The sequence below is a fragment of the Mycobacterium genavense ATCC 51234 genome, from assembly GCF_000526915.1.
Taxonomy (GTDB): Bacteria; Actinomycetota; Actinomycetes; order Mycobacteriales; family Mycobacteriaceae; genus Mycobacterium; species Mycobacterium genavense.
In genome coordinates this window covers 59,992-84,495 of record NZ_JAGZ01000011.1, presented here as the reverse complement: position 1 = coordinate 84,495, position 24,504 = coordinate 59,992, and the positions used below count along the sequence as shown (strand labels likewise).

Genomic DNA, 24,504 nt, shown 5'->3' with positions numbered 1-24,504 from the left:
ACACTGCGAGAATGAGCCCCGGATTTCGCAGTGCGTCTACGCTCGCGAACCCCGGCCATACGCCCTACGCTCGCGGACCCCGGCGAGCCAGCGGCCGCGCTAGGTCCGCATCCGGTCGATGAGGTTGGACAGCACGACGATGCTTTCGCTGCGCTCGATGTCGGCACTTTCCCGGATGCGCTCCAGCGCCGACTACAGGTGGCGCATGTCGCGGGCCAGCACATGCAGGATCGCGTCCGACGTCCCGGTCACCGTCGCCGCGCTGACCACCTCGGGCATGTCGACCCAGGCCGCCCGCAACTGATCGGGCGCGATGGTGCCGTGGCAGTACACCTGCACGTAGGCCTCGTGTTCCAGCCGAGCGCATTGCGGTCGACGATCGTGGTGAAGCCCCTGATCACCCCACTGTCGAGCATCCGGTCCACGCGGCGTTTCACCGCCGGCGCGGACAATTCACCTTCTCGGCGATCTCGGCGAAGGTCGCCCGCGCATGCTCGATGAGCTCGGCGAGATGCGCTCGTCGGTGTCATCCAGCCGGCCCGTCACCACCCGTCACGTCAACGAGGGGCAGGGCGACCTGCTGCTGGTCGGCGAAATGGTGTTGGCCGGCTATGGTTTTCGCACCGACCGGCGTGCACATGCCGAGATCTCGGCGGCGCTGCGCATGCCGGTGGTCTCGCTGGAGCTGGTCGACCCGCGATTCTACCACCTCGATACCGCGCTGGCCGTCCTTGACGATCACACCATCGCGTTCTACCCTCCGGCGTTCAGCGCGGCGGCACAGGACCAGCTGCACGCACTGTTTCCCGACGCTATCGTGGTGGGCAGCGCGGACGCCTACGTGTTCGGCCTCAACGTGGTATCCGACGGCCTGCATGTCGTACTGCCTTCGGCTGCAACGGGTATCACCGCACAGTTGCGGAACGTGGGTTTCACACCCGTCGGCGTCGATCTTTCCGAACTGCTCAAGGGGGGCGGTTCAGTCAAGTGCTGCACATTGGAGGTGTTTGAATGACGATTCTCGACCATCAGACTTCGTTGGCCGGCAACGAAACGGAGAACGCGATCGGACTCGTCGAACAGTATGCAGCGCACAATTATTCGCCGCTGCCCGCGGTGGCGGCAAGCGCCGAGGGTGCCTGGATCACCGACGTCGAGGGCCGACGCTACCTGGATTGCCTGGCCGCGTACTCGGCGGTCAACTTCGGCCACCGCAACCCCGAAATCACCGCGACCGCGCACGCCCAGCTGGACACCCTCACGCTGGTCAGTCGTGCGTTCCACGCCGCAAACCTGGGCCCGTTCTGCGCCGCGCTTGCCAAGCTGTGCGGCAAAGACATGGTGCTGCCGATGAACTCGGGCGCCGAGGCCGTCGAGAGCGGTCTCAAGGTGGCGCGCAAGTGGGGCGCCGACGTCAAGGGCGTGCCCGAAGGCCGCGCGAACATCATCGTCGCCGAGAACAACTTCCACGGCCGCACGATCAGCATTGTCAGCTTCTCCTCGGACCCGAGGGCGCGGGGCGGCTTCGGCCCGTTCACGCCCGGGTTCCGTGCGGTGCCCTTCGGCGACGTCGCGGCCTTGGCCGACGCGATCGACCAGAACACCGTCGCGGTGCTGATCGAACCGATTCAGGGTGAGGCCGGCATCATCGTTCCGCCCGACGACTACCTGCCGGCGGTGCGCGCGCTGTGTACGGACAACAACGTCTTGATGATCGCCGACGAAATCCAGTCGGGGCTAGCCCGCACCGGCTACACGTTCGCCTGCGACCGCTGGGGCGTGGTGCCGGACGTCTATCTGTTGGGCAAGGCACTGGGCGGTGGCATCGTTCCGCTGTCGGCGGTCGTCGCCGACCGCGACATCCTCGGCGTGTTGCATCCCGGCGAGCACGGCTCGACCTTCGGCGGCAACCCGCTGGCCGCCGCGATCGGCACCACGGTGGTCGCCATGCTGGCGCGCGGTGAATTCCAGGCCCTCTCGGCCGAATTGGGCGCACACCTGCATCAGCGGTTGCGGGATCTGATCGGCGACGGCGTGATCGCGGTGCGCGGCTTCGGCTTGTGGGCCGGCGTCGACATCGAGCCCACCCTGGCCACCGGCAAGGAAATCAGCCTGCGCCTCGCCGAGCGCGGTGTGCTGGTGAAAGACACCCACGGATCGACGCTGCGGTTCGCGCCGCCACTAGTGATCACCGAGCGGGAAATCGACTGGGCCATCGACCAATTTGCGGCCGTCTTGCGGGCATAATCAGCTGATCCGGCACTAGGAGGCGCAATTGCCAGCCAGCTCGATCAGCCTGACAGCGCAGATGCTGCGGCGCCGACCGGTGAGTGGCGCGCCCGTCGTAGACGGAGCCGCAGAGCACCTCAAACGCGGCATCACCGCGTTCCAACTGACCATGTTCGGGGTCGGCTCGACGGTGGGCACCGGCATATTCTTCGTGCTGTCGCAAGCGGTGCCGGAAGCCGGACCCGGGGTGGTCGTCTCGTTCGTCATCGCCGGGATCGCCGCCGGGCTCGCCGCCATCTGCTACGCCGAATTGGCCTCGGCCGTACCGGTGTCCGGGTCGTCGTATTCGTATGCCTACGCGACGCTGGGCGAAGTCGTCGCGAGGCCTGCCTGCTGCTCGAATACGGGGTGGCCACCGCCGCGGTATCGGTGGGCTGGAGCGGCTACGTCAACAAGCTGCTGCACAACCTATTCGGATTCCAGCTCCCGCATGCCTTGTCGGCCGCGCCGTGGGATTCGGACCCCGGCTACCTGAACCTGCCGGCGGTCATCCTGATCGCCATGTGTGCGCTCTTGCTGATCAGCGGCGCCAGCGAATCGGCGCGGGTCAACGCGATCATGGTGATGATCAAGCTGGGCGTGCTGGGCATGTTCGTCGTCATCGCGTTCACCGCCTTCGACGCCAACCAGCTCAAGGACTTCGCCCCGTTCGGCGTCGCGGGCATCGGCTCGGCGGCCGGCACCATCTTCTTCTCGTTCATCGGCCTGGACGCGGTATCGACGGCGGGTGAAGAGGTGAAGGATCCGCAGAAGACCATGCCGCGCGCCCTTATCGCCGCGCTGACGACGGTCACAGGTGTCTACGTGCTCGTCGCGTTGTCCGCGCTGGGCACCCAGCCGTGGCAGGCCTTCGGCGGGCAACAGGACGCGGAACTGGCCACCATTCTCGACAACGTCACGCATCACGGCTGGGCCAGCACGATTCTCTGTGCGGGGGCAGTGATCTCGATCTTCACCGTCACCCTGATCACGATGTACGGCCAGACCCGCATCCTGTACGCGATGGGCCGCGACGGTCTGCTGCCATCGCGATTTGCGACGATCAATCTGCGCACCCAGACGCCCGTGTCGAACACGGCGATCGTCGCCGTCGCCGCCGGGACGTTGGGTAGCCTCGTTCCGCTGGACAACCTGGCCGACATGGTGTCCATCGGCACGCTGCCCGCGTTCATCGTGGTTGCGGCCGGGGTGATCATCCTGCGGGTGCGCGAGCCGGACCTGCCGCGCGCGTTCAAAGTGCCCTTTTACCCTGTCACGCCGGTGCTTTCGGTGCTGGCTTGCGGCTACATTCTGGTCAGCCTGCACTGGTACACCTGGATCGCGTTCAGCGGCTGGATCTTGGTGGTGTTGATCTTTTACTTCGTGTGGCGTCGCCACCACAGCGCGCTCAACGACGCGGACTAGCGCTGCGCGGCGGCGTTGGCCGCGGCCTGTGCCTGCCTCAGAGTGGTCGCGACATCGCCGCGGCCGAGGAACATCTCGTCGAAATAGCTTTGCAGTGCCGCGTTTCCGGCGGCGTAGCCGGCACCGCCGGGCGCTGGGATGCGCGGGCCCTGCAGGACAGCGAAAAACGGTGTGACGTCGACGCCCCGCTGCGCCCAGTAGTCGAAGTAGACCTGCTGGGCCGAACGCACCGCGGGAATCGCCGCGCCCTGACTGCCCAGATAGGCATTGCCCTGGTTGCTGCCCATCCAGGCCAGCACCTGGCGCACCGCGTCGGGATGATTGGTGGCCGAATTGCCGGCCGCGGCAATGCCGTTGGTGACGCTGACGCGGCCCGCGGGTCCGATCGGCAGCATCGCCACACCCCATCGGAACCGGGCATCGCGGGCGATCGCCGCGAGATTGTAGGTGCCGGACTGGAACAGGGCCATCCGGCCGGCCAGAAATTGGTTGCGGGAGAAGTCGCCGTTGGTGTTGGTGTCCGACGCCGGCGGCGCGACGTGGTCGTCGTTGATCAGACCGACGAGGTAGCGGAAGGCCGCGACGGCCTCGGGATTGTCGAATGCGAACTGGTCGCCGCGCTGGAACACCCCGCCCGCCGAGCCGATGTAGTTGAGGTAGATAGCCTGGGCGTCGTTGGCCGCGTTGTAACCCCACTGCCGAACCCGGCTCGGGTCGAAACCCGCTGTGCCCGCGGCATTTCCATTGACGTCGACGGTGAGCCGGGCCGTCAGCGGGCGCAGGGTGTCGTTGCCGTCGGGATTCCAGCGCAGTCCGTTCAGCTGGCCGGGATCGATGTGGGCGGCCGAAAGGAGGTCCGCGTTGTAGTAGACCGCGATTCCGCCGTCGGTGAGTTGCGGGACTCCCCATAGTGATCCGTTGCGGGTGAACTGGTCTACCACCGCCGGTTCCCAGTCCGCAATCGTGCCCGGGCTGAAGGTTTTGCTGATGTTCAGCAGTCGGCCGTTGTCGGCGTAGCCGGCGAAGTAGGCGTTGGAGAGCCAGAAGATGTCGTCGGCGCTGCCGCCTGCGACGTCGGTGCGCAGGGTGTTGAAGTACGTCGCGTAGGCCACCATGTCGACCCGCACCTCGATATCGGGATGCGTGCGATTGAATTCCGCGAACGACTGGCGGTAGGCGTCGGCGATCGGGGCGCCCCAGATCCTCACTCGTACCACGGTTTTGTTGCCGTGTGGTTCGCCGGAGTAGTTTAACAGCACGGCGATCACGGCCAGCAGCACCGCCACCAGTCCCAGCGCCCCGGCGGCCAGCGTGGACGAGCGAGGCCGGTTCATTTGACGCCCGACAGCACGATCGAGGAGACGATGTGGCGCTGAGAAGCGATGAACAGCAGCACCAGCGGCACGATCGCGATCGTGGTCGCCGCCATCACCAGCGTCCATTGCGCGTTGAAGCGCGACTGCAGTTCGGCCGTCGCCACGGTGAGGACCCGCCACTTGTGCCCGCTGGTGATCACCAACGGCCACATGAAGTTATTCCACTGCGAAACCACGGTGATCAGCGTCAGCGCCGCCAGCACCGGCCGGCTCGACGGAATCACCACGTGGGTGATCACGTCCAGCGTGTTGGCGCCGTCCAGGCGCGCGGCGTTGATCAAGTCGTTGGGGATCATCCGAAAATGCTCGCGCAGCAAGAAGATCGCGTACGGGGAGCCGAACATGAACGGCAACACCAACGCCCAGAACGTGTTGCGCAGCCCGGCCTGGGCCATCATCAGATACAGCGGAACCACCGTGACCGTCCCGGGCACCATCAACGTCGCGATATAGACCCAGAACAGCACGTCGCGGCCGGCAAATTCCAGACGGGCAAAGGCGTAGCCGGCCAACACCGAGAAGGTCAGCTGGCCCACCAGGATGACCGCCGTCATCAAGGCGGTCACCGTCGCGGCGCGGCCGAATCCCGCACCGGCCAGGTCGCCGTAGTTGGACAGCGTGGGTGGGCGGGGCAGTTGCAGCGGCGTGCCCGTCTCGAATTGGTGCACCGAGGTGAACGAGGTCAGCAGGCCAAGCGCGAAGGGCAGCAACGTGATCAGCGCGCCGACGATCATGCCGGCGTAGATCAACGCGTTCCCGACCCGACTAGACGAGGTCATAGGTGATCCGCCGTCGGAAATACAGATGCTGGACGATCGTGATGCCGACCAGGATGACGAACAGCACCACCGCCATCACCGACGCCCGGCCGATGGCCGCCGAACCGAACGCCTCGGCGTAGATGCGGTGGGCCACCAGGTCGGTGCTGCCGCCGGGCCCGCCGTCGGTCAACGCGTATACCGTGTCGAAAACCTGTGCGGTGCTGACGATCCCGGTCACCAGGACGAAGAACATCGTCGGGCGCAGCATCGGCAGGGTGATCCGCCAGAACCGCTGCCACGCGTTGGCGCCGTCGGTGCGCGCGGCGGCGTGAATGTCGTTGGGAATGGCCAGCAGGCCCGCCAAAAACGACAGCGAGTTGTAGCCGACGTTCATCCAGACGACGACCGCCGACACCAGCGGCAGCGCGAAAGTAGGATCGGAAAGCCACTCGATGCTGTGTCCCAGCAGGGTCGCGACCGCGCCGTCGGTGGGCGCCAGGATCCAGCGCCACAACACGGCGATCGCCAGCGGCGCGCAAATCCACGGCAGCACGAACACCGTCCGGAAAAAGCCGGTACCGGGAAGCAACCGGGCCAGCATCGAGGCGACCGCCAAGCCGAGCACGATCTGCGTCGGGACCACAATCGCCACGAAGATCGCCGTGACGATCAGGGAGTTGCCGAACCCGGAGTCGGTCAGCACCAAGCGCCAGTTGGCCAGGCCCACGAAACGCAGCGGGCCCAGCAGATCCCAGCGGTACAGGCTCAGCCAGACCACCACGAGGATGGGCAGCAGCAGGAAGGTGACGACGCCGAACAGGCTCGGCGCCAGCAGCCCATAGGCCAGCACGCTGGATCGTGGCTGACTGCGGGCGGCCATGCAGCTAATTAAAGCGGGCGTTGCACGGGTTTGGAGTGCGCAGTCGTTACGGTGGAGCGGTGACACCGAATCGGGGGATCGATGCCGACTTCGTCGACCTGCCGCGACACGAGCTCGCGGAGGCCGCGTTGTCGGCGGCCACGACGGCCGGGGCCAGCTACGCGGACCTGCGCATTCAGCGCATCAACACCGAGATCATCCAGCTGCGCGACGGTGAGCTAGAGACCGCGGTCGTCAGTCGTGAGGTCGGCCTGGCGGTGCGGGTCATCGTCGACGGCACCTGGGGATTCGCCTCGCACGCCGAGCTGGCGCCGTCGGTGGCGGCCGACACCGCACGCCGCGCGGTGCACGTGGCCACCACGCTGGCGGCGCTGAACACCGAGCGCGTCGAGCTGGCGCCCGAGCCGGTGTACGCCGATGCCACCTGGGTGTCGAACTATCGGATCGACCCGTTCGACGTCCCCGCCGCCGACAAGATCGGCGTGCTCGAGGAGTACTCCGGGCGGCTGCTGAGCGCCGACGGCATCGACCACGTCTCGGCGGGCCTGACCGCGGTCAAGGAGCAGACGTTCTACGCCGACACCTTCGGGTCGGCGATCACCCAGCAGCGGGTGCGGGTGATGCCGTCGTTGGAGGCGGTGACCGTCGATCCCGCGGCCGGCAGTTTCGATTCGATGCGCACGCTGGCGCCGCCGATGGGACGCGGCTGGGAGGTGCTGGCCGGCGACGAGGTGTGGAACTGGACCGACGAGCTCGCCCAGCTGCCGGCGCTGCTGGCCGAGAAGGTCAAGTCGCCCAGCGTGGCCGCCGGGCCCACCGACCTGGTGATCGACCCGACCAACCTGTGGCTGACCATTCACGAATCCATCGGCCACGCAACCGAATACGACCGCGCGATCGGCTACGAGGCGGCTTATGCCGGGACGTCGTTCGCCACCCCGGACAAACTCGGAACCATGCGCTACGGCTCGCCGGTGATGAACGTGACCGCCGACCGGACCGTCGAATTCGGTTTGGCCACTGTCGGTTACGACGACGAGGGGGTGGCCGCGCAGAGCTGGGACTTGGTGCGCGACGGCATATTCGTCGGCTACCAACTCGACCGGGTGTTCGCGCCCCGGCTGGGACAGCCGCGCTCCAACGGCTGCTCGTATGCCGACTCACCGCACCACGTGCCGATCCAGCGGATGGCCAACGTGTCGCTGCAGCCCGGCCCCGACGACTTGTCCACCGAGGATCTGATCGGCCACGTCGATAACGGCATCTACATCGTCGGGGACAAGTCCTGGTCAATTGACATGCAGCGGTACAACTTTCAGTTCACCGGGCAGCGCTTTTTCCGCATCCGCGACGGGCGCATGGACGGCCAGCTGCGCGATGTGGCCTATCAGGCCACCACCACCGACTTCTGGAATTCGATGGAAGCCGTGGGCGGTCGGTCGACGTGGCGGCTCGGCGGCGCGTTCAACTGCGGCAAGGCGCAGCCGGGTCAGGTCGCCGCGGTCAGCCACGGCTGCCCGTCGGCGTTGTTCCGGGGCGTCAACGTGCTCAACACGGTCAGCGAGGGGGCCCGATGATCACCCCGCAGTATGTCGTCAACATCGTGTTGGACGAGGCGGCGAAATTGGGTCGCGCCGACGAGACCATGGTGCTGGTCACCGACAAGGTCGAGGCGACGTTGCGGTGGGCGGGCAATTCGATGACCACCAACGGGGTTTCGCACAGCCGCAACATCACCGTCATTTCGATTGTGCGCAAGGGTGACAGCGCTTCCCTCGGCACGGTCGTCTCGGCCGAGGTGGATCCGCGGGTGCTGCCGGGTCTGGTGGCGGCGTCGCAAGAGGCAGCCGCTGCCGCACCCGAGGCCGGCGATGCCGCGCCGCTGCTGGCCGATACCGGAGTGCCCGCTGATTGGGATGCCCCGGTGCCCGGCACCGGGCCCGAGGTGTTCGCCGGCGTCGCGGACTCGCTCAGCCGCGGGTTCACTGGCACCGATCGGCTGTATGGCTTTGCGCACCATAGTGTTTCGACGACGTTCCTGGCGTCGTCGACGGGGCTGCGGCGTCGTTTCACCCAGCCCACCGGCGCGGTGGAGATCAACGGCAAGCGCGGCGACGCCAGCGCGTGGGCCGGGGTCGGGACGCCCGATTTCGTTGACGTGCCTACGGATTCGCTGCTCGAGGACCTGTCGCTGCGCTTGGGGTGGGCGGAGCGCACCGTGGCGCTGCCGGCCGGGCGCTACGAGACGATCATGCCGCCGTCGACGGTGTCGGACATGATGATCTACCTGGGTTGGTCGATGGCCGGGCGGGGCGCGCAGGAGGGGCGCACCGCGTTCTCGGCGCCCGGCGGAGGCACCCGGGTGGGGGAGCGGCTCACCGATCTGCCGTTGACGTTGTTCTCCGATCCGATGGCGCCGGGGCTGGCGTGCACGCCGTTCGTGACGGCCAGCAGTTCCTCGGAGACGGTGTCGGTGTTCGACAACGGGATGGAGATCGGCCAGGTCGACTGGATCCGCGACGGGGTGATCAACGCGCTGGCCTATCCGCGCGCCATCGCCGCCAAATACGACGCCAAGGTCGCCGTCGCCGCGGACAACCTGGTGATGACCGGCGGGCAGAAAGACCTCGCCGACATGATCGCCGGCACCGAGCGTGGGCTGTTGCTGACCACGCTGTGGTACATCCGCGAGGTCGATCCCACCACGCTGTTGCTCACCGGACTGACCCGCGACGGGGTCTACCTGGTCGAGGACGGCGAGGTCACCGCGGCGGTCAACAACTTCCGCTTCAACGAGAGCCCGCTGGATCTGCTGCGGCGCGCCACCGAGGCCGGGGTCAGCGAGAAGACGCTGCCGCGGGAGTGGGGCGATTGGGTCACCCGTGCGGCCATGCCGACGCTGCGGATCCCGGATTTCCACATGTCCTCGGTGAGCCAGGCGCAGTAGTCGTAACGTATCTCCAATGGTGGTTCCGGCTACGGTTCGAGATGCTCAGCTGACCCGGTTGGTGTCGTTGGGTTCGCCGGACGCGCGATCGGTGGGGTTGGTGCGCCGGGTGTGCGTGCAGACGATGTCGCTGCCCCCGCTGCCCGTCGAGGTAGAGGTGGTTCAACCGTCGGCCGAGGCCGAGGCCGTCGTCGCCGAGTTCGCCGAGCAGTTCAGCGCCGACGTTTCCGCGATCACCGCCGAGCAGCGGTCTTTGCTATTTAAGACGTTGGGGGACAGCACCTTTGTTGTGGTGGTCGCGATGTACATCGCCGACTTCGTGCCCTGGGTGCGGGCCGGGTTAGAGGCGTTGGGCCTCGGTTCGTCTTTGCTGGGGTGGACGCGCGGGCCGATCGAGTGGGATCACGCCACCGACCCGTCCGGTGAGGTGTTCGACGAGTTCCTGCCGTTCGTCGGACGGTTACGCGCGCTCGACCCGCTGACCTCCGGGCTGGTGCGGTTGCGCGGGGCGGGCGCGCACAACGGCCGACTGTGCAAGTCGGTGCGGGAGAGCAGGGCGCTCGAGGCCGGGGTTCGGAGACGCTCTACGACGACATCGCGCAGTTCGAGCAGTCGACGTTGATCGACGATCGCGCAAAAGCAGCGCTGAAGTATGTAGATGGGTTAATTTGGACGCCGGCGCACCTCGACGCCGACGTTGTCGCCGAGGTGCGCGTCCGGTTTTCCGAGGCCCAGGCCGTCGAGATCACCCTTGACGTCATGCGTAATGCCATCAATAAGATCGCGGTCTCGCTGGGTGGGGACGCGCCGTGGGTTGCCGAAGGCACCGAGACCTACCTGCTCGATGTCGACGGCCAGCCGGTGTTCAGCTGACCGCTCGAGGTCAGTGCTGCGCCACCTCGATGTCGGAGACCAGGACACGTACGGCCGCCGGTGGCGATCCGGCCCAGGGCCTCGAAAAAGGCGCCCGCTTCTGGGGTCGCCACCGCCACACTGACGTCGTCGTACGTCGGGTAGTACAGAGCGATCATGCGGTAGGCGGGCGTCGGGCTGCCGTCTTCTTTCGGCCAGACCTTCGACGCCTCGAGCCGGAGATATCCCGGTATCCGTCGAGCGGCCTCGAGTTGCTCCGATTCGTAGGCGGCTTCGAAGGCCGCCGGGTCGGTGGGGTTGTCGTAGATGACCGTGAGCTTGGTTTCGGACAACGGATTTCCTCACATCGTCGGTAGTCGGGGGCGAATCGCCGTCCTGACACTACTTCCGATTACACCCCCGGGGATTCGGGTTTCACCGACCCGCCGACTCCCATAAACTAGCCGCCGATTCCGTTGTCGAGACCGAGGTGGGTCCCGAAATACCAAGGGATACAGACCAATTGAACTACTGCTGCGGCGACCAACGCGACGAGGGCGCCGAGCAAGCCGGTCGCACGCGTGCGGGCGCCCATCGGCAACAAGGCCAGAACCAGAAACAGCACGGCCAGACCGAACTCCGCCCACAGCAGGACCTGTTTAGGCGTGTGTGCCGCTTTGTCGTAGTCCGTCAGGTGGCTGTCGGGAAAGCCGGTCAAGGAGAGATCCGTGGCTCCGTTGAAGGCCAGCCCCAGCGCGGCCACGGCGCAGGCCACGCACGCCGCGCGCACGATTGCTGGGTGCGCACTTATCGGCATCGCGGCACGTTATTCGCCACGGTCGCGAGTGTCAATGCTTGTCCGGCGTCGCGATGGGCCGGGGCTTGATTCGGAACTGGGTAGCTCGCAGATCCGGGTTTTTCGCCTGCCACCAGTCGGCTGGCGACGGCACTGGAAGCTGAGACGCTAATGTCGTACCCGTTAAGCACCGGGGGCGGTAGCTCAGTTGGTTAGAGCCGCGGACTCATAATCCGTTGGTCGCGGGTTCGAGCCCCGCCCGCCCCACGGTATTCCGACTGGTAGAGGCGATATTGGTCGGTTCCAGGCGCGTCCGAGGTCGGTTTACCCGTGCCTCGCCCCGGCGGCTGGCGACGCTGTTCGGCTGGGAAGGTCGGCGCTATTCCTTTTTAGGAGGTTGTTCGGGAACCGGGTGGTATAGCCGGACCGGGTGCTTGGAGTACTGGATGAGTGGCACCGTCATGTAGTGATTCCAGAGCATGTGCACGAGGGAAGGGAGTTCGTCGCCGGGTAGAACAAGCCCTCGGCGCTCTGGCGGCCACACTCTGTTGGCCCCGTCGTTGTTGGGGATGTTAATCGCCGCCCAGTCGTCCAGCACGAAGATTCCATCGGGCTGCTCGTGCCAGGGTGTGTCTTGAAACTCGTCTTTCACAAGCGTGATCGCGGCGTCTCCAGAGACGTTTGACTCGTATGCGAAGACGAAGAATGGGACCCGGTCGACGAATCGAGGGAAATCTTCGAGTGTTCCGTGGACCTGGGCGCCTTTGCCCGGGTGCCGTCCGAGTTGCTTCACAGACCGTGCATTCTTCATCGCTCGGCGAAGTTCCTCAGTGCTGAGTCGTGCCTAACTTGGTATACGGCTTCGACGGCATGCGCAATCAGTATCTGCTGGCTGTCGCCAGTCCACAGTGGCTGAAACTCGTTGACTACCGCCACATCAACTTCGTCGGATTGGCGGCCGTTGGGGTCGATGATGGAGGAGCTAAGTGCGACCCGCTGAGCCCCAAGATTTTCCTGGAGAAACTGAGCGAGCGATCGTTCGTTTGCGCCTCCCTTGATATGGGAGTCTTTTTGCGATTCCCGTGTTCGCTCGAACCTGACACGCAGTTCATCACCGCTATTGGCCCAGAAGTTGCTGATAGCACTCACCGGTTCATTGTGGACCCTACGCCGCGCGACGTGAGCACGCTGGCGACGCGGCTCCTAGTTCGTTTCTGAGCCGTCGGGTGTCGGAGCGTGCTCCGCAACCATCGCCGGCAGCTCGTATGCCAACGTGATTAGCTGGCGAGGAAACAAAGCGACGTCCTGAGCTTCCGCCGAAGTTGTGCAGGGAAGTTCGTGGTTGGCCTCGTTACCGACCTTCTTTATCTTTTCGATCCAGGGCCGCATGTGCTTCGCGAAGATGCCCTCTGCTTCTCGATGTTCGAGTGCGTTTTGGGAATTCGGGGCACGGCTATTGTCATCTTTCGCGGGGAGGCCATGGTTAACGGCGATGTGAAGCAATAGCTTGCGGCACATCATCACCGCCGCTGTGTTGGCGCCCACGGAGAGACATGCTCGTACCTCTTCCCATGCAGCCAAGTCATCACCCGTGAGGATCTTCGGCGTGTCTAGACGCATGGACGCAGGGCTGGCGGTGGTGCCGTTGACAACCACTCCGTTAGACCAGCTGATGGGTTCACTTTATGCAGGTGTCGAAGTGGCTGAGGCACAGCACCTTTACGTTGACGCTGGACGTATATGGCGACTACATCCCTGAGGAGGACGGCGGGGCGCTCAACAACCTGCCCGAGCTACCAGCCCCGAACACTATCGGCGCCAGAACTGCCACCAATGTCGTCGCGTTGTTCGGACGCCAGTGGTTGCAGCGGTGGTGGTCTCTCGCGCCTGCGGGCTTGAACACTCATGTGCAGCGCGTTGCCCGTAGTTAGAACGAGCTCTTTATCGACTCCCGGCAGGATTCCTAATTGAGAGGGAGTCTGGATCTGGCAAGCTACTCCTGCAGCGATTGCGCTGAGTGGATAGGCCATGTTGACGACTTCAGCAGACTTGCTCATTGCAGCCCTGGCCTCCGACTCGCTCAATGAGGCCCCTACGTGTGCGGCGTTGTTTCGAGGTGCGCCCACCTCCTGGTAGAGGCGTTTCGGGAGCTCCCCGGTTCTGAAGCTGTTGTGAAGTTCGATGAGCTTTGCGAGTCCATGGTGCTTTGAAAACTTCTCTTCGCGGTCAGTCTGATTCGTCCCTGCGAGGTCGAATTTTCGGTCGATGAGGGCGGTCACAGACAATTCCGCAGCTGTACACGAGTCGATCACGGCTCGTCGGTATTCGCGCGCATTCAGAAGTGAACGCGCGTCTCGAAGGAACAGCCACTCAACATGTGGTGACGAGTTGCTTGCCGCTAGATCCGTCGCAATCTGAATTCGTTGGCGGTCAAGAACTTCCACCCAGTTCATTCCGCCGGCCATGACTTGATAGTTGACTCCAGCTCGCCGGACTCCGTTTGGGTCGCCGCTCCACAACTGAATTATCCAGGATGCTCCTTTGCGCGCGACCCAAGCCCGCGAAGTCTTGCAAGGTGAGTACGTCCAACCAGTCGCAAACTAAGGCCCACCAGTCGGAGAGTTCATCACCGAACTGCGTAGCAGCAGTCTGGAAGGATTTGTCGTCTGTCGCAGCGACTTCCGAATGCACCACACATTGCAGGACGTGGGCGTACTTGGGGTCGTCTGTGCCTCCGCCCGCAATAGAGCCCCAGCCGTCTCCAAGGACGCTGTTGCGGTCCTCGCCTTCACGAACATATCGCCACGGCGGGCGACTGAGCGATCCTTCGCGGATTTCGGGCAGGGTAAGTAAGATTGCGTGTGACACTGTGCGGGATTGAAAACGTGTGGCCGACACATTCGGGTGCCGATAAGAATCCGTCTCCACACCGGAACGCTCCCTCAAGCGGCCACATGCTTCCGGTCTGCGCCTTGGCGTCCTCGATCATGCAGTGCCCGCCGGTCCCATTGCTGCCTCAACCAAAACCGCGAAGCCAAAGTACAGATGGCTTCCCCGTGGCGGTTTCCGTGCCGTGTATGACCATTCCCTGGCAGATCGCGCAGAAGCTCCACGCTGTGACCGCCGTGCTCGAAGTGCCGAGAGTCAACGATCGCGCTCACGACTTGGTGGACTTGCAGCTCCTCGAAGGGCTGCTGCCCGATACCGATCTCGTGCTAACGCGCAGCGCGTGCATCGCTGTTTTCGAAGCGCGCGCTCAGCATCCATGGCCGCCGAACGTGGTCGGGCTGCCACACTGGCCGCCGATCTATTCGGGTGCACTGGAGGGGCTGGATCATCTCGAACTTGCCGCCACCGTTGAGGAGGCGGCGGAGGCCATCCGGCGATTCGTTGAACGTAGCGACAGCGCGACGGCCGTGTGATGGGTCAGCAGCAGTGGCCTGACCGTCAACCCTGTCTGAAGCCGAACTGACCGGGCCTCGACTGCCGTGGTCTTGGGTCCATTCGACGACGACCTCACTCGACTCTCGGACGCCACATTTACGATCACGCCATGCCTCGACTCGGTGGATTCCCGTAGAATCGGCCGTTCGATCCCGATGCCTAACGCTCAATGAGTTCCTGGGGAGAGCACGGGTAGTTCCAAACGAATCTAACTGTGAGACAACACAATCTCCGCGACGGCAGGGCAACGGCCGGATCGGGTGTCAGTTGAGCACGACCACCGATCGCAGCACCTGACCGAGGTGCATCTTCTGGAATGCTGCCTCGATGTCGTCGAGTCCGATGCGTTCGGAGACGAATTTTTCCAGCGGAAGTCGACCCTGCGCATACAAGCTGATCAGGGTGGGAAAGTCACGCTCGGGCAGGCAGTCGCCGTACCACGATGATTTCAGCGATCCGCCCCGGGAGAAGAAGTCGATCAACGGAATGTCCAAGCGCATGTCTGGCGTTGGAAGACCTACCAGCACAACGGTTCCGGCGAGGTCACGAGCGTAGAACGCTTGCCTAAAATATTCGGGTCGGCCGACGGCGTCGATTACCACGTCGGCGCCGAAACCGTCGGTCAGTGCAGCGATGGCTTCTACCGGGTCTTGTTCGCGGGCGTTAATGGTGTGAGACGCGCCGAAGTGGCGGGCCCACTGCAGTTTTGAATCGTCGGTATCGACGGCGATGATTCGCTTGACGCCGACTAGCGTTGCTCCCGCGATCGCTGCGTCCCCGACACCGCCGCAGCCGATCACAGCGACGGTGTCATCGCGGCTGACGGCACCGGTGTTGATCGCTGCACCCAAACCGGTCATGACGCCACAGCCCAGCAACCGCGCCACGGCGGGGTCGGTGGCGGGGTCCACCTTGGTGCACTGGGCTTCATGTACCAAGGTTTTTTCGGCGAATGCGCCGACGCCCAGTGCGGGGGTCAGCGAGGTCCCGTCGGGCAGGGTCATAGGACGCGAGGCGTTGCGAGTGTCGAAGCACTACCATGGCCGGCCTCGTTTGCAGGCTCGGCACCACCCACACACCGCGCGCCAGTTCAAGATCGCGAAATCGCCCGGCTGGACCGCGGTGACCGCTGACCCCACCGATTCCACGATCCCGGCCGCCTCGTGGCCGAGCAAGAACGGGTAGTTATCGCCGATCCCGCCATCGCGATAAGTCAGATCGGTGTGGCACACCCCGCACGCTGCCACACCGACCACTACATCGTTCGGGCCGGGGTCTGGGATGACGATGTCCGCTAACTCCACTGCGTCGTCCTTGGTGCGGGAAATGACACCCCGGACCGTCTGACCTACCCCAGACGACTGAGTGGTTGAGCTCATCTGGTGATCTCCTTAGCGTCTCCGGCCAGCCGCTCTTTGGCTGGGAACCCATGGGCGCCTTGGCATCTCGCAACCACGAGTGATCCCCAATCAGCCGTCCCGGATCTGCCAAGCGGCACTTTACAATGCCAAATAACATACTATATGGTGCCTGACACAGAACGAAAGTGGGTTATATGCGCTGGGTGACCTATCGGACACCTGATGGTGACCGGGTCGGCTTGCTGGTTGGAGAAAGTATTTATTCGTTGCCAACCGGCGTGACGATGGTGGAGCTGATTTCGCGTGGAACGGGGGGATTGGCCGAAGCGGGTCGGCGAGCCCGCCGCGCGTGCGACACGGTGCGGCTAGACGAAGTCGAACTCGCGGCACCGATTCCGCGGCCGCCTGCAATTCGCGATTGTTTGTGCTTTCTCGACCATATGCGCAACTGCCAACAGGCGCTGGGTGGCGGCCGCGTCCTGAAGGACGCGTGGTATCGAATCCCGGCGTTCTACTTTGCCTGTCCGTCGAGCGTGCTTGGCCCGCATGACGACGTGCCGATCGCATCCGGAAGCGCCTGGCAGGACTTCGAACTCGAGATCGCCGCGGTTATTGGAGCCGGTGGCAAAGACTTGTCGGTGGCCGAGGCAGAACGAGCAATCATCGGCTACACGATCTTCAACGATTGGTCCGCACGCGACTTGCAAGCACTCGAACTTCAACTCGGTATCGGTCAGGGTAAAGACAAAGACAGCGCCCTGACGCTGGGCCCGTATCTGGTGACGCCCGATGAACTCGAACCGTACCTTCGCGACGGCAGGCTCGACTTGCGGGTTTCCGCCGCTGTCAATGGGCAGGTAATCGGTGAAGGGTCGACCGGTTCGATGGATTGGACCTTCGCCGAAGTGATTTCGTTCGCTTCGCGCGGAGTCACGCTTTATCCCGGTGATGTTTTCGGTTCCGGCACGGTGCCCACCTGCACGCTGTTGGAGCATCTCGACGTCAACGATTTGGGGTCGTTTCGCGGCTGGTTGGGCGATGGTGACGTCGTCACCCTGACCGTCGAGGGGCTTGGGGCGACGCGTCAAATCGTGCGGTCCTCGCCCGCGCCGCAACCACTACCGGCGCGCAATAATCCGGACGCCGCATCCGCGCCGCTGCGCGTGAACCGAGCGCGCGCCCTGATCCCTTACACCCGTGGTCTGCACGAGGTGGGCACGGATGTGTGGGCATGGACCCTGCCAGATGGAGGCTTCGGCTGGAGCAACGCGGGCCTGGTGGCCGGCGAGGGCGCCTCGATGCTCGTCGACACGCTCTTTGACTTGCGCTTGACACGCGAGATGTTGACGGCGATGAAGCCGATTACCGACCGCCACCCCCTCCGAGACGTGCTGATCACCCACTCCAATGGCGACCACACGCATGGGAATCAGCTCCTAGGCCCGGCGGTGCGAATCCTGGCCGCAAAAGCTACCGCCGAATCGATCGAGCACGAGCTGGCGCCCGAGATGTTCGCGTTTTTCCAGAGTGCCGACTTCGGCCCGACGACTACCCCGTACCTCCGGGAACGGTTGGGGCAGTTCTTCTTTGGCGACGTCGTCACACGTAATGCGGACAAGACGTTCGAGGGCCAGCTCAGTGTCGAAGTCGGCGGTCGTCGCGTCGACGTGTATGACCTGGGACCGGCGCACACCGCCGCTGACAGCGTCGTGCACGTGCCGGATGCGGGGGTGCTGTTCGGCGGAGACCTGCTGTTCTTTGGGTGCACTCCGATTGTGTGGGCCGGTCCGATAGCCAATTGGGTGGCGGCCTGCGACGCCATGATCGCGCTGGATCCCTCCGTCGTCGTCCCCGGACACGGCCCGGTCGGTGATGGCAGCGCCATGAAGAGCGTGCGGGAATACCTCACCTTTGTGTCCGATTATGCGGACTGCGCGTGGACGACCGGACAACCCTTTCAGGAAGCGGCCGCCCGTATCGACCTCGGCGAGTATCGCGATTGGTTGGATGCCGAGCGCGTCGGTGTCAACGTCTATCAGCGATACCGCGAAATTGACCCGCGGACGCCGCAGTTGGGCATCCGTGAACTGTTTGATCTGCAAGCGGAATGGCAAGCAGCACAAGGAGGGTCGCTTTGACGCTGCCCATTTCCGGTGAATGTACCGTCGGCGACACGTTGCGCTTCTGGGCCGAGAGCAATCCTGATACCCCGTTTCTGATCTTCGACTCCATCGACGACGACCCGCGGCGATACACCTATGCCGAGGTCCTCCAAATGGCCATGCGCACAGCGGGACTGATGACCTCGCTGGGACTGGCCCGTGGTGATCGGTTCGCGGTCGTTCTCGACAACAGCCCGGAGTTTCTTGCCTGCTGGTTTGGAGCCGCGATCGCGAAGACCGTGATGGTTCCGGTGAACCCGAATAGCACGGCCGATGACCTTCGCTATATCTTCGACCATGCCCAATGCCGCGGCGTGGTATGCGGCGACGGACAACGCCGAAATGTCGAAAGCGCTTGGTGTGGAGCAGCTTCCCGTGTGATCACCGCCCGACACAACTTCGCCGACATGTCGACAGCTGTATCGTCGACCAACGCACCGCAGATCGCCGGACACGATCCTCTCGCGGTATTGTACACCTCAAGCACTACGAGCAGGCCCCAAGGCGTTGTCGTCACCCATGCCAACTATCGGTCGCCGGCTCTACTGTGGCCGGTCAGCTGCGTATGCGGGCCGATGATCGCTGGCTGGTCGTACTGCCGCTGTTTCATGCCAACGCGCAGTACTACTGCGTCATGTCGGCGCTAGTCACCGTGGTTTCGGTCGCGGTCACGGCCCGATTTTCGGCATCGCGTTGGGGTGCGCAGGTGCGAAGCCTCGGCGCGACTCTCGCAAGTCTGTTTGCCGCGCCAATCCGGATGGTCTTGGCCGCACCGGAGTTCCGTGAGGACGCCGACAACAGCCTGCGCGCCACCGTCTTCGCCCAGAACATCACCCAGGCGCAGCTCACGCAGTTTCAAAACCGGTTCGACTGCCCGTTGTTGCAGCTGTACGGGATGACCGAGGCCATCGCGCCGCCCCTGATGAACCCCCTGTACGGGCCGTCCGACAGCATGAGCATCGGGCTGCCCACCGAAACTGGCCGCGTCCGCGTGGTGGACGAAAGCGGTCGCGACGTGGTGCCCGGCGAGACCGGCGAGTTACTCATCGGCGGGATACCCGGACAGACGCTGATGGCCGGCTACCTCGCCGACGACGCGACAATGGGCCAGACGATCACCGATGGCTGGTTGCGGACCGGCGACATCGTCCGTAAACGCAGCGACGGCTTCCTTGTTCTCCACGACCGAGCTAAAAACATGATCAAACGCGCAGGGGAGAACGTGGCCGCCGCCGAGGTAGAGCGCGTCATTGACGCTCATCCTGGCGTGCATGAATCAGCAGTCATAGGCGTCCCCGACCAAGTGCGCGACGAGGCGATCAAGGCATTCGTTGTGCCGAACAACCATGGCCGAGACAATGCCGATGAAGACGAGCTCATTGAGTTCTGTACCTACCACCTGCCCCGCGGCAAGGTGCCCGACCAGGTCGAAATTGTCGCGCAGCTGCCTTGCACTGCGGTCGGCAAGATCCGAAAAGACCTGCTGATCAAGCACAGTGGGACTGCCCACGGCGTTGGGCAATGGTCGAGGGCGGGAGCCTGACGGATGTGGTTGACGCAGTCGCTGCATCGGGAGCTTCGGCTCTGGCTTGAGCGTATCGCTACGATCCATCGCGACCGCAGGCGCACGGTCGCCGAGTCTGCTGAGCGGATTGCCCGCCTCGCGGCAGCCCTCACGGCGATGGGGGTTTGTCCGGGAGACCGCGTCGGAATCCTCGCCTTGAACTCTGATCGCTACCATGAGTGCCTGCTCGCCGTGCCGTGGTGTGGCGGCGTAGTCAACCCCATCAACACGAGATGGGCGGTTTGTCGATCGCCGGGACCGACGTGACATTCGAGCAGATGCGGCGGCGCTCGGGTGCGGCGGCCGAGATACTGTCCTCGTTGGGCGTGGGTCATGGCGATGGGGTGGCGTTGTTCACCGGCACCTGCCCGGAATGGGTGTACTTCTGGCTCGGCGCGGCCCGGATCGGCGCGGTGAGCGCGGCGGTCAACGCCGCGAACAAAGGGGACTTCCTGCTGCACACCCTGCAGTTGTCGCGGCCAAGGTGATTCTCACCGACGCCGAGCGCCGCCCCCGCTTCGACGAGATCGCCGACCGGTTGGATACGGTGACCGACATTGTGGTGCAAGACGATTCGCTTGCAAGCCGGCTGGAGCGCGGTGCCGTTTGTACCGACGACCCCGCCAAGCCCGGCGAACTGGGGGCGCTGTTCTACACGTCGGGCACCACCGGGCCGTCGAAAGCCGTTGCCACGACCTGGAATTACTTGTTCTCGGTCGCGGCGACCGTAGCGTCGTCCTGGGAGCTGCGGTCGAGGGAGGCGTTGTGGACGGCGATGCCGTTGTTCCACCTGAGCGCCGCGCCGAGCGTGCTGGTCCCGATGCTGGTCGGCGGAACGACCGTGCTGGCGCAATCGTTCCACCCCGCCCAGGTGTGGGACGACATCCGCGCCCACGGTGCCGTGGGCTTCGCCGGAGCCGGCGCGATGGTGTCGATGCTCTGCAACCTGCCGGCCGACACGCGTGACGCGCAGCTGCCACTGCGGTTCATCTCGGCCGCACCGATCGACGCGAGTTCCTATCACGACATCGAAAAGCGTTACGGGTGCCGCATTGTCACGATGTACGGGATGACCGAGGCATTCCCGATAGCGGTCAAGGGCGTGACCGACGAGGGCGTCCCCGGAACGTCGGGTCGACCCAATCCCAACTTCGACGTGCGCATCGTCGACGACGACGGCGACCCGGTTCCCGCGGCACCGTGGGCGAGATCGCCTGCCGGCCCCGGCACCCACACGTGATGAGCGAGGGCTACATCGGCCAAGACGCGCGGTTGGTTCCGCATCCGGAATGGTTCCGCACCGGTGATCTCGGCCGGCTCGACTCCGATCAGAACCTCACGTATCTGGACCGGATCAAGGATTCACTGCGTAGGCGCGGAGAGAACATTTCCTCGGTCGAGGTGGAACGCGTCGTCATGCCCCATCCCGCGGTCGCCGAAGCGGCGGCGATCGGGGTGCCCAGCGAGTTGGGGGAGGACGACATCCTGCTCGTGGTGGCGGTGCGCCCCGACGCCGTGCTGGACTGCGCCGAGCTGCTCGACTACTGCGCCGACCGGATGCCGTACTTCTGCGTCCCGCGCTATGTCGAGCAGGTCAACGAACTCCCGAAGAACGTTATCGGGCGGGTGCGTAAAGAATTATTGCGAGCCAAGGGATTAACTTCGAAGGCCTGGGATCGAGAACAACACGGATATATTGTTAAGCGGTAAGTAAAGTCGATGTTACAAAGTTGGTTCTTTTTTCCTTCGGGGGAGAGGCTGGCGAGTAGAAATGACGATGTCCTACCAGCAGGAGCAGTTCCTGCACGCTGCGACCGGCCGCCACGCGATCTTGAACCTGAACGCCCGGCACAATCGCGCTTACTCCGACGGCGACCGCGATAGCTGGATCGCGACGTTTCGTCATTCCGGTGCCAGCTTTGTCCGCGACGGCGAAGCGTTCGACGACCTGCGCTCGGCATTCGACGGAGGCGAAGGACACCGCCTAGTGACCGTCGACCACGAGATCGCCGTCGACGGCGTGCACGCGATGCAGCGCTGTGTCGCCCTGCTTTTCTCCGCCGCCTTCGGAGAGACCACGTTGCGTGTCACCGGGACCTACCGGGACGAGCTGATCTACGAGCGCGGCGGCTGGTACTACACCTCGTGCAATCTCTGCTGGGACGTGGTGCCGAACCGGCACCCGCTTGTCATGTAAGCGGCACCGATACGTGGATTCCGATCTCAGCTACGATTAGCCTTCGGCACGTACGAAGATGCGCTGCGCATGGTCGGCGCGACAAGCGAACCGCGCACCGCGTCGACGCCGGTCAGCGGAGCGCGAATTCAGTTGTATGCCTCGATGATTCACGACGGCAATCGGTCCTACTGGGATCCGGAATTCGCCCGGCAGCAGTGGGGAGGCCTGCTGGCACCGCCGGGTCTGTTGATGGGATGGCTGATCCCGCCGCCGTGGGAGCCCGGCGGCCGACGCCCGGCGACGTCGCTGATCTTGCGAGTGCCGTTGCCGGGCGCTACATTCATCAACGCCGCCAACGACGTCGAGTTCCCCGAACCCATCGTCGAGGGTGACGTGCTGACCAGTGTCGAGGAGTTGGTGTCGGTGTCACCGGAGAAGACGACCCGACTCGGCATGGGCCATTTCATCGAGACGCTGGAGACCTATCGCCGCCAGGACGGGACCGTCGTCGCCCGATCGCGGAATACGTTGTTCCGCTTCACCCCGGCGGCGCGGGTATGACCGGCGCGGAATTGAATTGGGACGCGATCACCGTTCCCATCGAGCTGCCGGCAGTGGTCGACGAGATCAGCTACCAGCGGGTGGTGGAGAACGCCGGAGCGACGTGGGACTATTTCCCGGGCCATTTCGATCCCGAATACGCCAACAGCAGGGTAACCCAACGATTTACCTCAACACGATGCACCTCGCGGGGTTCGCCGACCGCGTCGCGACCGAGTGGGCCGGCCCCAGCAGCCGGGTGGTGCGCCGCTCACTGCGGCTGGCTGGGTCGATCTACGCCGGCGACACGATGATCGGCCGGGGCCGCGCGGTGGCCAAGCGGCGCGACACCTCGGTGGAGCCGCCGCGCTGCCTGGTGGACATCACGATCGAAGTGACCAACCAGCACGGCATCCTGTGCTGCCCGGTCGAGCTCACCTTGCAGCTGCCCGAAAGTGGTTCATTGTCAATCGGCTAACGGCGGCAGTTGCCCCTTGCACACCAGGGTCTGAAGCTCGACGTACTCGTGCAGCCCCTCCGGGCCGAACTCGCGTCCGATGCCCGACTGCTTGAAACCGCCGAACGGGGCCCCGATGTCGAGGGTGTACATGTTGATGCCGTAGGTGCCGGTGCGCACGCCCGCCGCGACCTCCAGGCCGTGCGCAATGTCGGACGTCCACACCGAACCGGCCAACCCATAGTCGGTCTCGTTGGCGATCCGGATCGCGTCGGCCTCGTCGCGGTAGCGCAGCACGGTCAAGACCGGGCCGAAGATCTCCTCTCGGGCGATGCGCATGTCGTTGGTTGCGTCGGTGAATAGCGTTGGGCGCACGTACCATCCGCGATCGGACGGGCTGTCCTCGCCGCCGAGCACCACGCGTGCGCCCTCGCTCTGCCCGGACTTGATGAAGTCCTGGACCCGGCGCTGTTGCCGTTGGGCGACCAGTGGACCGATGTCGGTTGCCTCGTCGGCCGGGTCGCCGACGGTCAGCGACGACATCATGCCGGCCAGTGCGCCGACGACGTCGTCATGACGCTTGTCGCTGACCAGGATTCAGGTTTGGGTGACGCAGGCCTGGCCGTTGTTAATCAGGCCGGCCGATTTCAGCCCCGCGACCGTCTTGTCGATATCGGCGTCGTCGAGAATGATCGCCGCGGACTTGCCGCCCAATTCCAGGCTGACTCGCTTGAGCTGCTCGCCGCACAACGCGGCGATGCGGCGCCCGACGGCGCTGGAACCGGTGAATGCGATCTTGTCCACGCCGGGATGCCGCACCAGCGCCTCGCCGATGTCCGGTCCCCCGGGCAGCACCGACACCACGCCTTCGGGCAGTTCAAGCTGCTCGATCATTTCGGCCAACCATAAAGTGTCCAAAGGTGTTTCGGGCGCGGGCTTGACGATGACCGTGCATCCCGCGATCAGGGCCGGGATCAACTTGGGCATGATCAGGAATTGGGGAACGTTCCACGGCACGATCGCACCCACCACCCCGACCGGCGCCCGGCGCAGGTGTACCTCAGCGAGGACGCCTTGGCGACGTTCGGTCCAGGGAAACGTGCGGGCGTCCGCCAGCGCGAGATGCATCATCGTCGCCGCGGCCGCCGCTTGGCCGAGCCGGCTGAAGGTCCGCGGGGATCCCATTTCGTCGGTGATCAGGTCGGCCATCTCGTCGATGTGGCCGCCGTAGATCCCGGCCAGCTGTTCGACCTTGGCCATCCGCTCGGCATGCGTCATGCGCGGCCATGGCCCGTGGTCGAAAGCCTGTCGCGCGGCGGTGACGGCGGCGTCGAGATCCTCGGGCCCGGCTACCTGGACGTGTCCGACCGGTTCCTCCGAATGTGGCGAAATCACGGCGAGCTGCTGCGGATTGGCGGGCTTGCGCCACTGCCCTCCGATGAACAGTTCGGCGTAGGTCCGATGTTCGGATGTTTCTGTCATCGGGGCACTT

Annotated in this window: 18 protein-coding genes, 1 tRNA gene and 9 pseudogenes; 16 read left to right on the top strand and 12 right to left on the bottom strand. The window is 64.6% G+C overall.

From position 1 onward, the window contains the following. Positions 1-99 precede the first annotated feature (99 nt). Positions 100-546, bottom strand: a pseudogene (locus T428_RS29785) (Rv2324 family transcriptional regulator). Between T428_RS29785 and T428_RS0120355 the strand changes: the two are divergent. From T428_RS0120355 to T428_RS29775, 3 genes and pseudogenes are all read left to right on the top strand, one after another. Further along, a pseudogene (locus T428_RS0120355) lies at positions 536-1,015 on the top strand (dimethylarginine dimethylaminohydrolase family protein); the annotation flags it as partial. The pseudogenes T428_RS29785 and T428_RS0120355 sit on opposite strands and share 11 nt — an antisense overlap. Then, positions 1,012-2,247 (top strand): ornithine--oxo-acid transaminase, encoded by a 1,236-nt coding sequence (gene rocD / locus T428_RS29780; protein WP_036468542.1) that lies wholly within the window; start codon positions 1,012-1,014, stop codon positions 2,245-2,247. The pseudogene T428_RS0120355 and the gene rocD, both read left to right, overlap by 4 nt. Positions 2,248-2,275: 28 nt before the next feature. Next, a pseudogene (locus T428_RS29775) lies at positions 2,276-3,693 on the top strand (APC family permease). Here the strand turns inward: T428_RS29775 and T428_RS0120340 are convergent. Genes T428_RS0120340 through T428_RS29770 form a run of 3 tightly spaced genes read right to left on the bottom strand, consistent with a single transcriptional unit; the run spans position 3,690 to position 6,710 of the window. Then, complete coding sequence (locus T428_RS0120340) at positions 3,690-5,027, bottom strand: ABC transporter substrate-binding protein (RefSeq protein ID WP_025737937.1); 1,338 nt, start codon at positions 5,025-5,027, stop codon at positions 3,690-3,692. The pseudogene T428_RS29775 and the gene T428_RS0120340 sit on opposite strands and share 4 nt — an antisense overlap. Beyond that, positions 5,024-5,848 carry a carbohydrate ABC transporter permease gene (locus tag T428_RS0120335; protein WP_025737936.1) on the bottom strand — a complete coding sequence of 275 codons (825 nt, stop codon included), beginning with the start codon at positions 5,846-5,848 and terminating at the stop codon, positions 5,024-5,026. Before T428_RS0120335 ends, T428_RS0120340 begins: the two co-directional genes overlap by 4 nt. Next, the gene (locus T428_RS29770; RefSeq protein WP_036468540.1) at positions 5,835-6,710 is read right to left on the bottom strand and encodes a carbohydrate ABC transporter permease; all 876 of its coding nucleotides are present in this window, start codon (positions 6,708-6,710) and stop codon (positions 5,835-5,837) included. The genes T428_RS0120335 and T428_RS29770 overlap by 14 nt, the downstream gene beginning before the upstream one ends. A 59-nt stretch (positions 6,711-6,769) precedes the next feature. Between T428_RS29770 and T428_RS0120325 the strand changes: the two genes are divergently transcribed. The 3 genes and pseudogenes from T428_RS0120325 (at position 6,770) to T428_RS29765 (ending at position 10,530) form a co-directional block, all read left to right on the top strand. Continuing rightward, on the top strand, positions 6,770-8,287 hold the full coding sequence (locus tag T428_RS0120325) for a TldD/PmbA family protein (protein WP_025737935.1): 1,518 nt from the start codon (positions 6,770-6,772) through the stop codon (positions 8,285-8,287). Then, positions 8,284-9,657, top strand: a complete 1,374-nt coding sequence (locus T428_RS0120320) for a TldD/PmbA family protein (protein ID WP_025737934.1) — start codon at positions 8,284-8,286, stop codon at positions 9,655-9,657. The genes T428_RS0120325 and T428_RS0120320 overlap by 4 nt, the downstream gene beginning before the upstream one ends. 16 nt (positions 9,658-9,673) lie before the next feature. Further along, positions 9,674-10,530 (top strand): annotated as a pseudogene (locus T428_RS29765) (carboxymuconolactone decarboxylase family protein). Here the strand turns inward: T428_RS29765 and T428_RS29760 are convergent. After that, positions 10,491-10,862 (bottom strand): EthD family reductase, encoded by a 372-nt coding sequence (locus T428_RS29760; protein WP_025737933.1) that lies wholly within the window; start codon positions 10,860-10,862, stop codon positions 10,491-10,493. The pseudogene T428_RS29765 and the gene T428_RS29760 overlap by 40 nt on opposite strands. A 107-nt stretch (positions 10,863-10,969) precedes the next feature. Beyond that, on the bottom strand, positions 10,970-11,272 hold the full coding sequence (locus T428_RS0120305; protein ID WP_245605005.1) for a hypothetical protein: 303 nt from the start codon (positions 11,270-11,272) through the stop codon (positions 10,970-10,972). Between the two features lie 226 nt (positions 11,273-11,498). Between T428_RS0120305 and T428_RS0120300 the strand changes: the two genes are divergently transcribed. Then, positions 11,499-11,572 (top strand) — tRNA-Ile (locus T428_RS0120300). Between the two features lie 112 nt (positions 11,573-11,684). Here the strand turns inward: T428_RS0120300 and T428_RS0120295 are convergent. From T428_RS0120295 to T428_RS32920, 4 genes are all read right to left on the bottom strand, one after another. Beyond that, entirely contained in the window at positions 11,685-12,098 is a 414-nt protein-coding gene (locus T428_RS0120295) for a hypothetical protein (RefSeq protein ID WP_025737931.1), read from the bottom strand. A gap of 14 nt (positions 12,099-12,112) precedes the next feature. After that, on the bottom strand, positions 12,113-12,454 hold the full coding sequence (locus T428_RS36195; RefSeq protein WP_425412059.1) for a DUF6602 domain-containing protein: 342 nt from the start codon (positions 12,452-12,454) through the stop codon (positions 12,113-12,115). 54 nt (positions 12,455-12,508) lie between these two features. Beyond that, on the bottom strand, positions 12,509-12,961 hold the full coding sequence (locus T428_RS32325; protein ID WP_084298816.1) for a DUF4145 domain-containing protein: 453 nt from the start codon (positions 12,959-12,961) through the stop codon (positions 12,509-12,511). 137 nt (positions 12,962-13,098) lie between these two features. Continuing rightward, complete coding sequence (locus tag T428_RS32920) at positions 13,099-13,770, bottom strand: hypothetical protein (protein ID WP_156943011.1); 672 nt, start codon at positions 13,768-13,770, stop codon at positions 13,099-13,101. A 582-nt stretch (positions 13,771-14,352) separates the two neighbouring features. On the opposite strand from T428_RS32920, the pseudogene T428_RS29755 reads away from it, so the two are divergent. Further along, positions 14,353-14,727, top strand: a pseudogene (locus T428_RS29755) (nucleotidyl transferase AbiEii/AbiGii toxin family protein); the annotation flags it as partial. Positions 14,728-15,012: 285 nt separating this feature from the next. Here the strand turns inward: T428_RS29755 and T428_RS29750 are convergent. Further along, a pseudogene (locus T428_RS29750) lies at positions 15,013-16,128 on the bottom strand (S-(hydroxymethyl)mycothiol dehydrogenase). Between the two features lie 176 nt (positions 16,129-16,304). On the opposite strand from T428_RS29750, the gene T428_RS0120265 reads away from it, so the two are divergent. The 8 genes and pseudogenes from T428_RS0120265 (at position 16,305) to T428_RS29735 (ending at position 23,033) form a co-directional block, all read left to right on the top strand. After that, complete coding sequence (locus tag T428_RS0120265; protein ID WP_025737927.1) at positions 16,305-18,248, top strand: fumarylacetoacetate hydrolase family protein; 1,944 nt, start codon at positions 16,305-16,307, stop codon at positions 18,246-18,248. Beyond that, positions 18,245-18,919: an AMP-binding protein gene (locus T428_RS35555; protein WP_281173967.1), complete on the top strand. Its 675-nt coding sequence runs from the start codon at positions 18,245-18,247 to the stop codon at positions 18,917-18,919. Before T428_RS0120265 ends, T428_RS35555 begins: the two co-directional genes overlap by 4 nt. Then, positions 18,820-19,815, top strand: coding sequence for an AMP-binding protein (locus T428_RS35550; RefSeq protein ID WP_281173966.1), 996 nt, complete (start codon positions 18,820-18,822; stop codon positions 19,813-19,815). The genes T428_RS35555 and T428_RS35550 overlap by 100 nt, the downstream gene beginning before the upstream one ends. A gap of 3 nt (positions 19,816-19,818) precedes the next feature. Further along, a complete protein-coding gene (locus T428_RS32320; RefSeq protein WP_084298815.1) occupies positions 19,819-20,103 on the top strand; it encodes an AMP-binding protein in 285 nt (94 codons plus the stop codon). Beyond that, positions 20,016-21,546, top strand: a pseudogene (locus tag T428_RS29740) (AMP-binding protein). Before T428_RS32320 ends, T428_RS29740 begins: the two are co-directional and overlap by 88 nt. 61 nt (positions 21,547-21,607) lie before the next feature. After that, positions 21,608-22,033 carry a nuclear transport factor 2 family protein gene (locus tag T428_RS0120250; protein ID WP_025737926.1) on the top strand — a complete coding sequence of 142 codons (426 nt, stop codon included), beginning with the start codon at positions 21,608-21,610 and terminating at the stop codon, positions 22,031-22,033. A gap of 69 nt (positions 22,034-22,102) precedes the next feature. Then, positions 22,103-22,576, top strand: a complete 474-nt coding sequence (locus T428_RS0120245; protein WP_025737925.1) for an FAS1-like dehydratase domain-containing protein — start codon at positions 22,103-22,105, stop codon at positions 22,574-22,576. After that, positions 22,573-23,033 (top strand): annotated as a pseudogene (locus T428_RS29735) (MaoC family dehydratase). Before T428_RS0120245 ends, T428_RS29735 begins: the two are co-directional and overlap by 4 nt. Here T428_RS29735 and T428_RS29730 read toward each other — a convergent pair. After that, positions 23,022-24,494 (bottom strand): annotated as a pseudogene (locus T428_RS29730) (aldehyde dehydrogenase). The pseudogenes T428_RS29735 and T428_RS29730 sit on opposite strands and share 12 nt — an antisense overlap. Positions 24,495-24,504 lie beyond the last annotated feature (10 nt).

What these genes read in the sequence shown, in the direction of transcription:
- T428_RS0120265 (WP_025737927.1), top strand. Translation starts at nt 16,305, where the DNA reads ATGCGCTGGGTGACCTATCGGACACCTGATGGTGACCGGGTCGGCTTG.
- rocD (WP_036468542.1), top strand. Translation starts at nt 1,012, where the DNA reads ATGACGATTCTCGACCATCAGACTTCGTTGGCCGGCAACGAAACGGAG.
- T428_RS0120320 (WP_025737934.1), top strand. Translation starts at nt 8,284, where the DNA reads ATGATCACCCCGCAGTATGTCGTCAACATCGTGTTGGACGAGGCGGCG.
- T428_RS0120250 (WP_025737926.1), top strand. Translation starts at nt 21,608, where the DNA reads ATGACGATGTCCTACCAGCAGGAGCAGTTCCTGCACGCTGCGACCGGC.
- T428_RS29770 (WP_036468540.1), bottom strand. Translation starts at nt 6,710, where the DNA reads ATGGCCGCCCGCAGTCAGCCACGATCCAGCGTGCTGGCCTATGGGCTG.
- T428_RS0120340 (WP_025737937.1), bottom strand. Translation starts at nt 5,027, where the DNA reads ATGAACCGGCCTCGCTCGTCCACGCTGGCCGCCGGGGCGCTGGGACTG.
- T428_RS32920 (WP_156943011.1), bottom strand. Translation starts at nt 13,770, where the DNA reads ATGGCCGGCGGAATGAACTGGGTGGAAGTTCTTGACCGCCAACGAATT.
- T428_RS0120335 (WP_025737936.1), bottom strand. Translation starts at nt 5,848, where the DNA reads ATGACCTCGTCTAGTCGGGTCGGGAACGCGTTGATCTACGCCGGCATG.
- T428_RS0120245 (WP_025737925.1), top strand. Translation starts at nt 22,103, where the DNA reads ATGGTCGGCGCGACAAGCGAACCGCGCACCGCGTCGACGCCGGTCAGC.
- T428_RS32320 (WP_084298815.1), top strand. Translation starts at nt 19,819, where the DNA reads ATGTGGTTGACGCAGTCGCTGCATCGGGAGCTTCGGCTCTGGCTTGAG.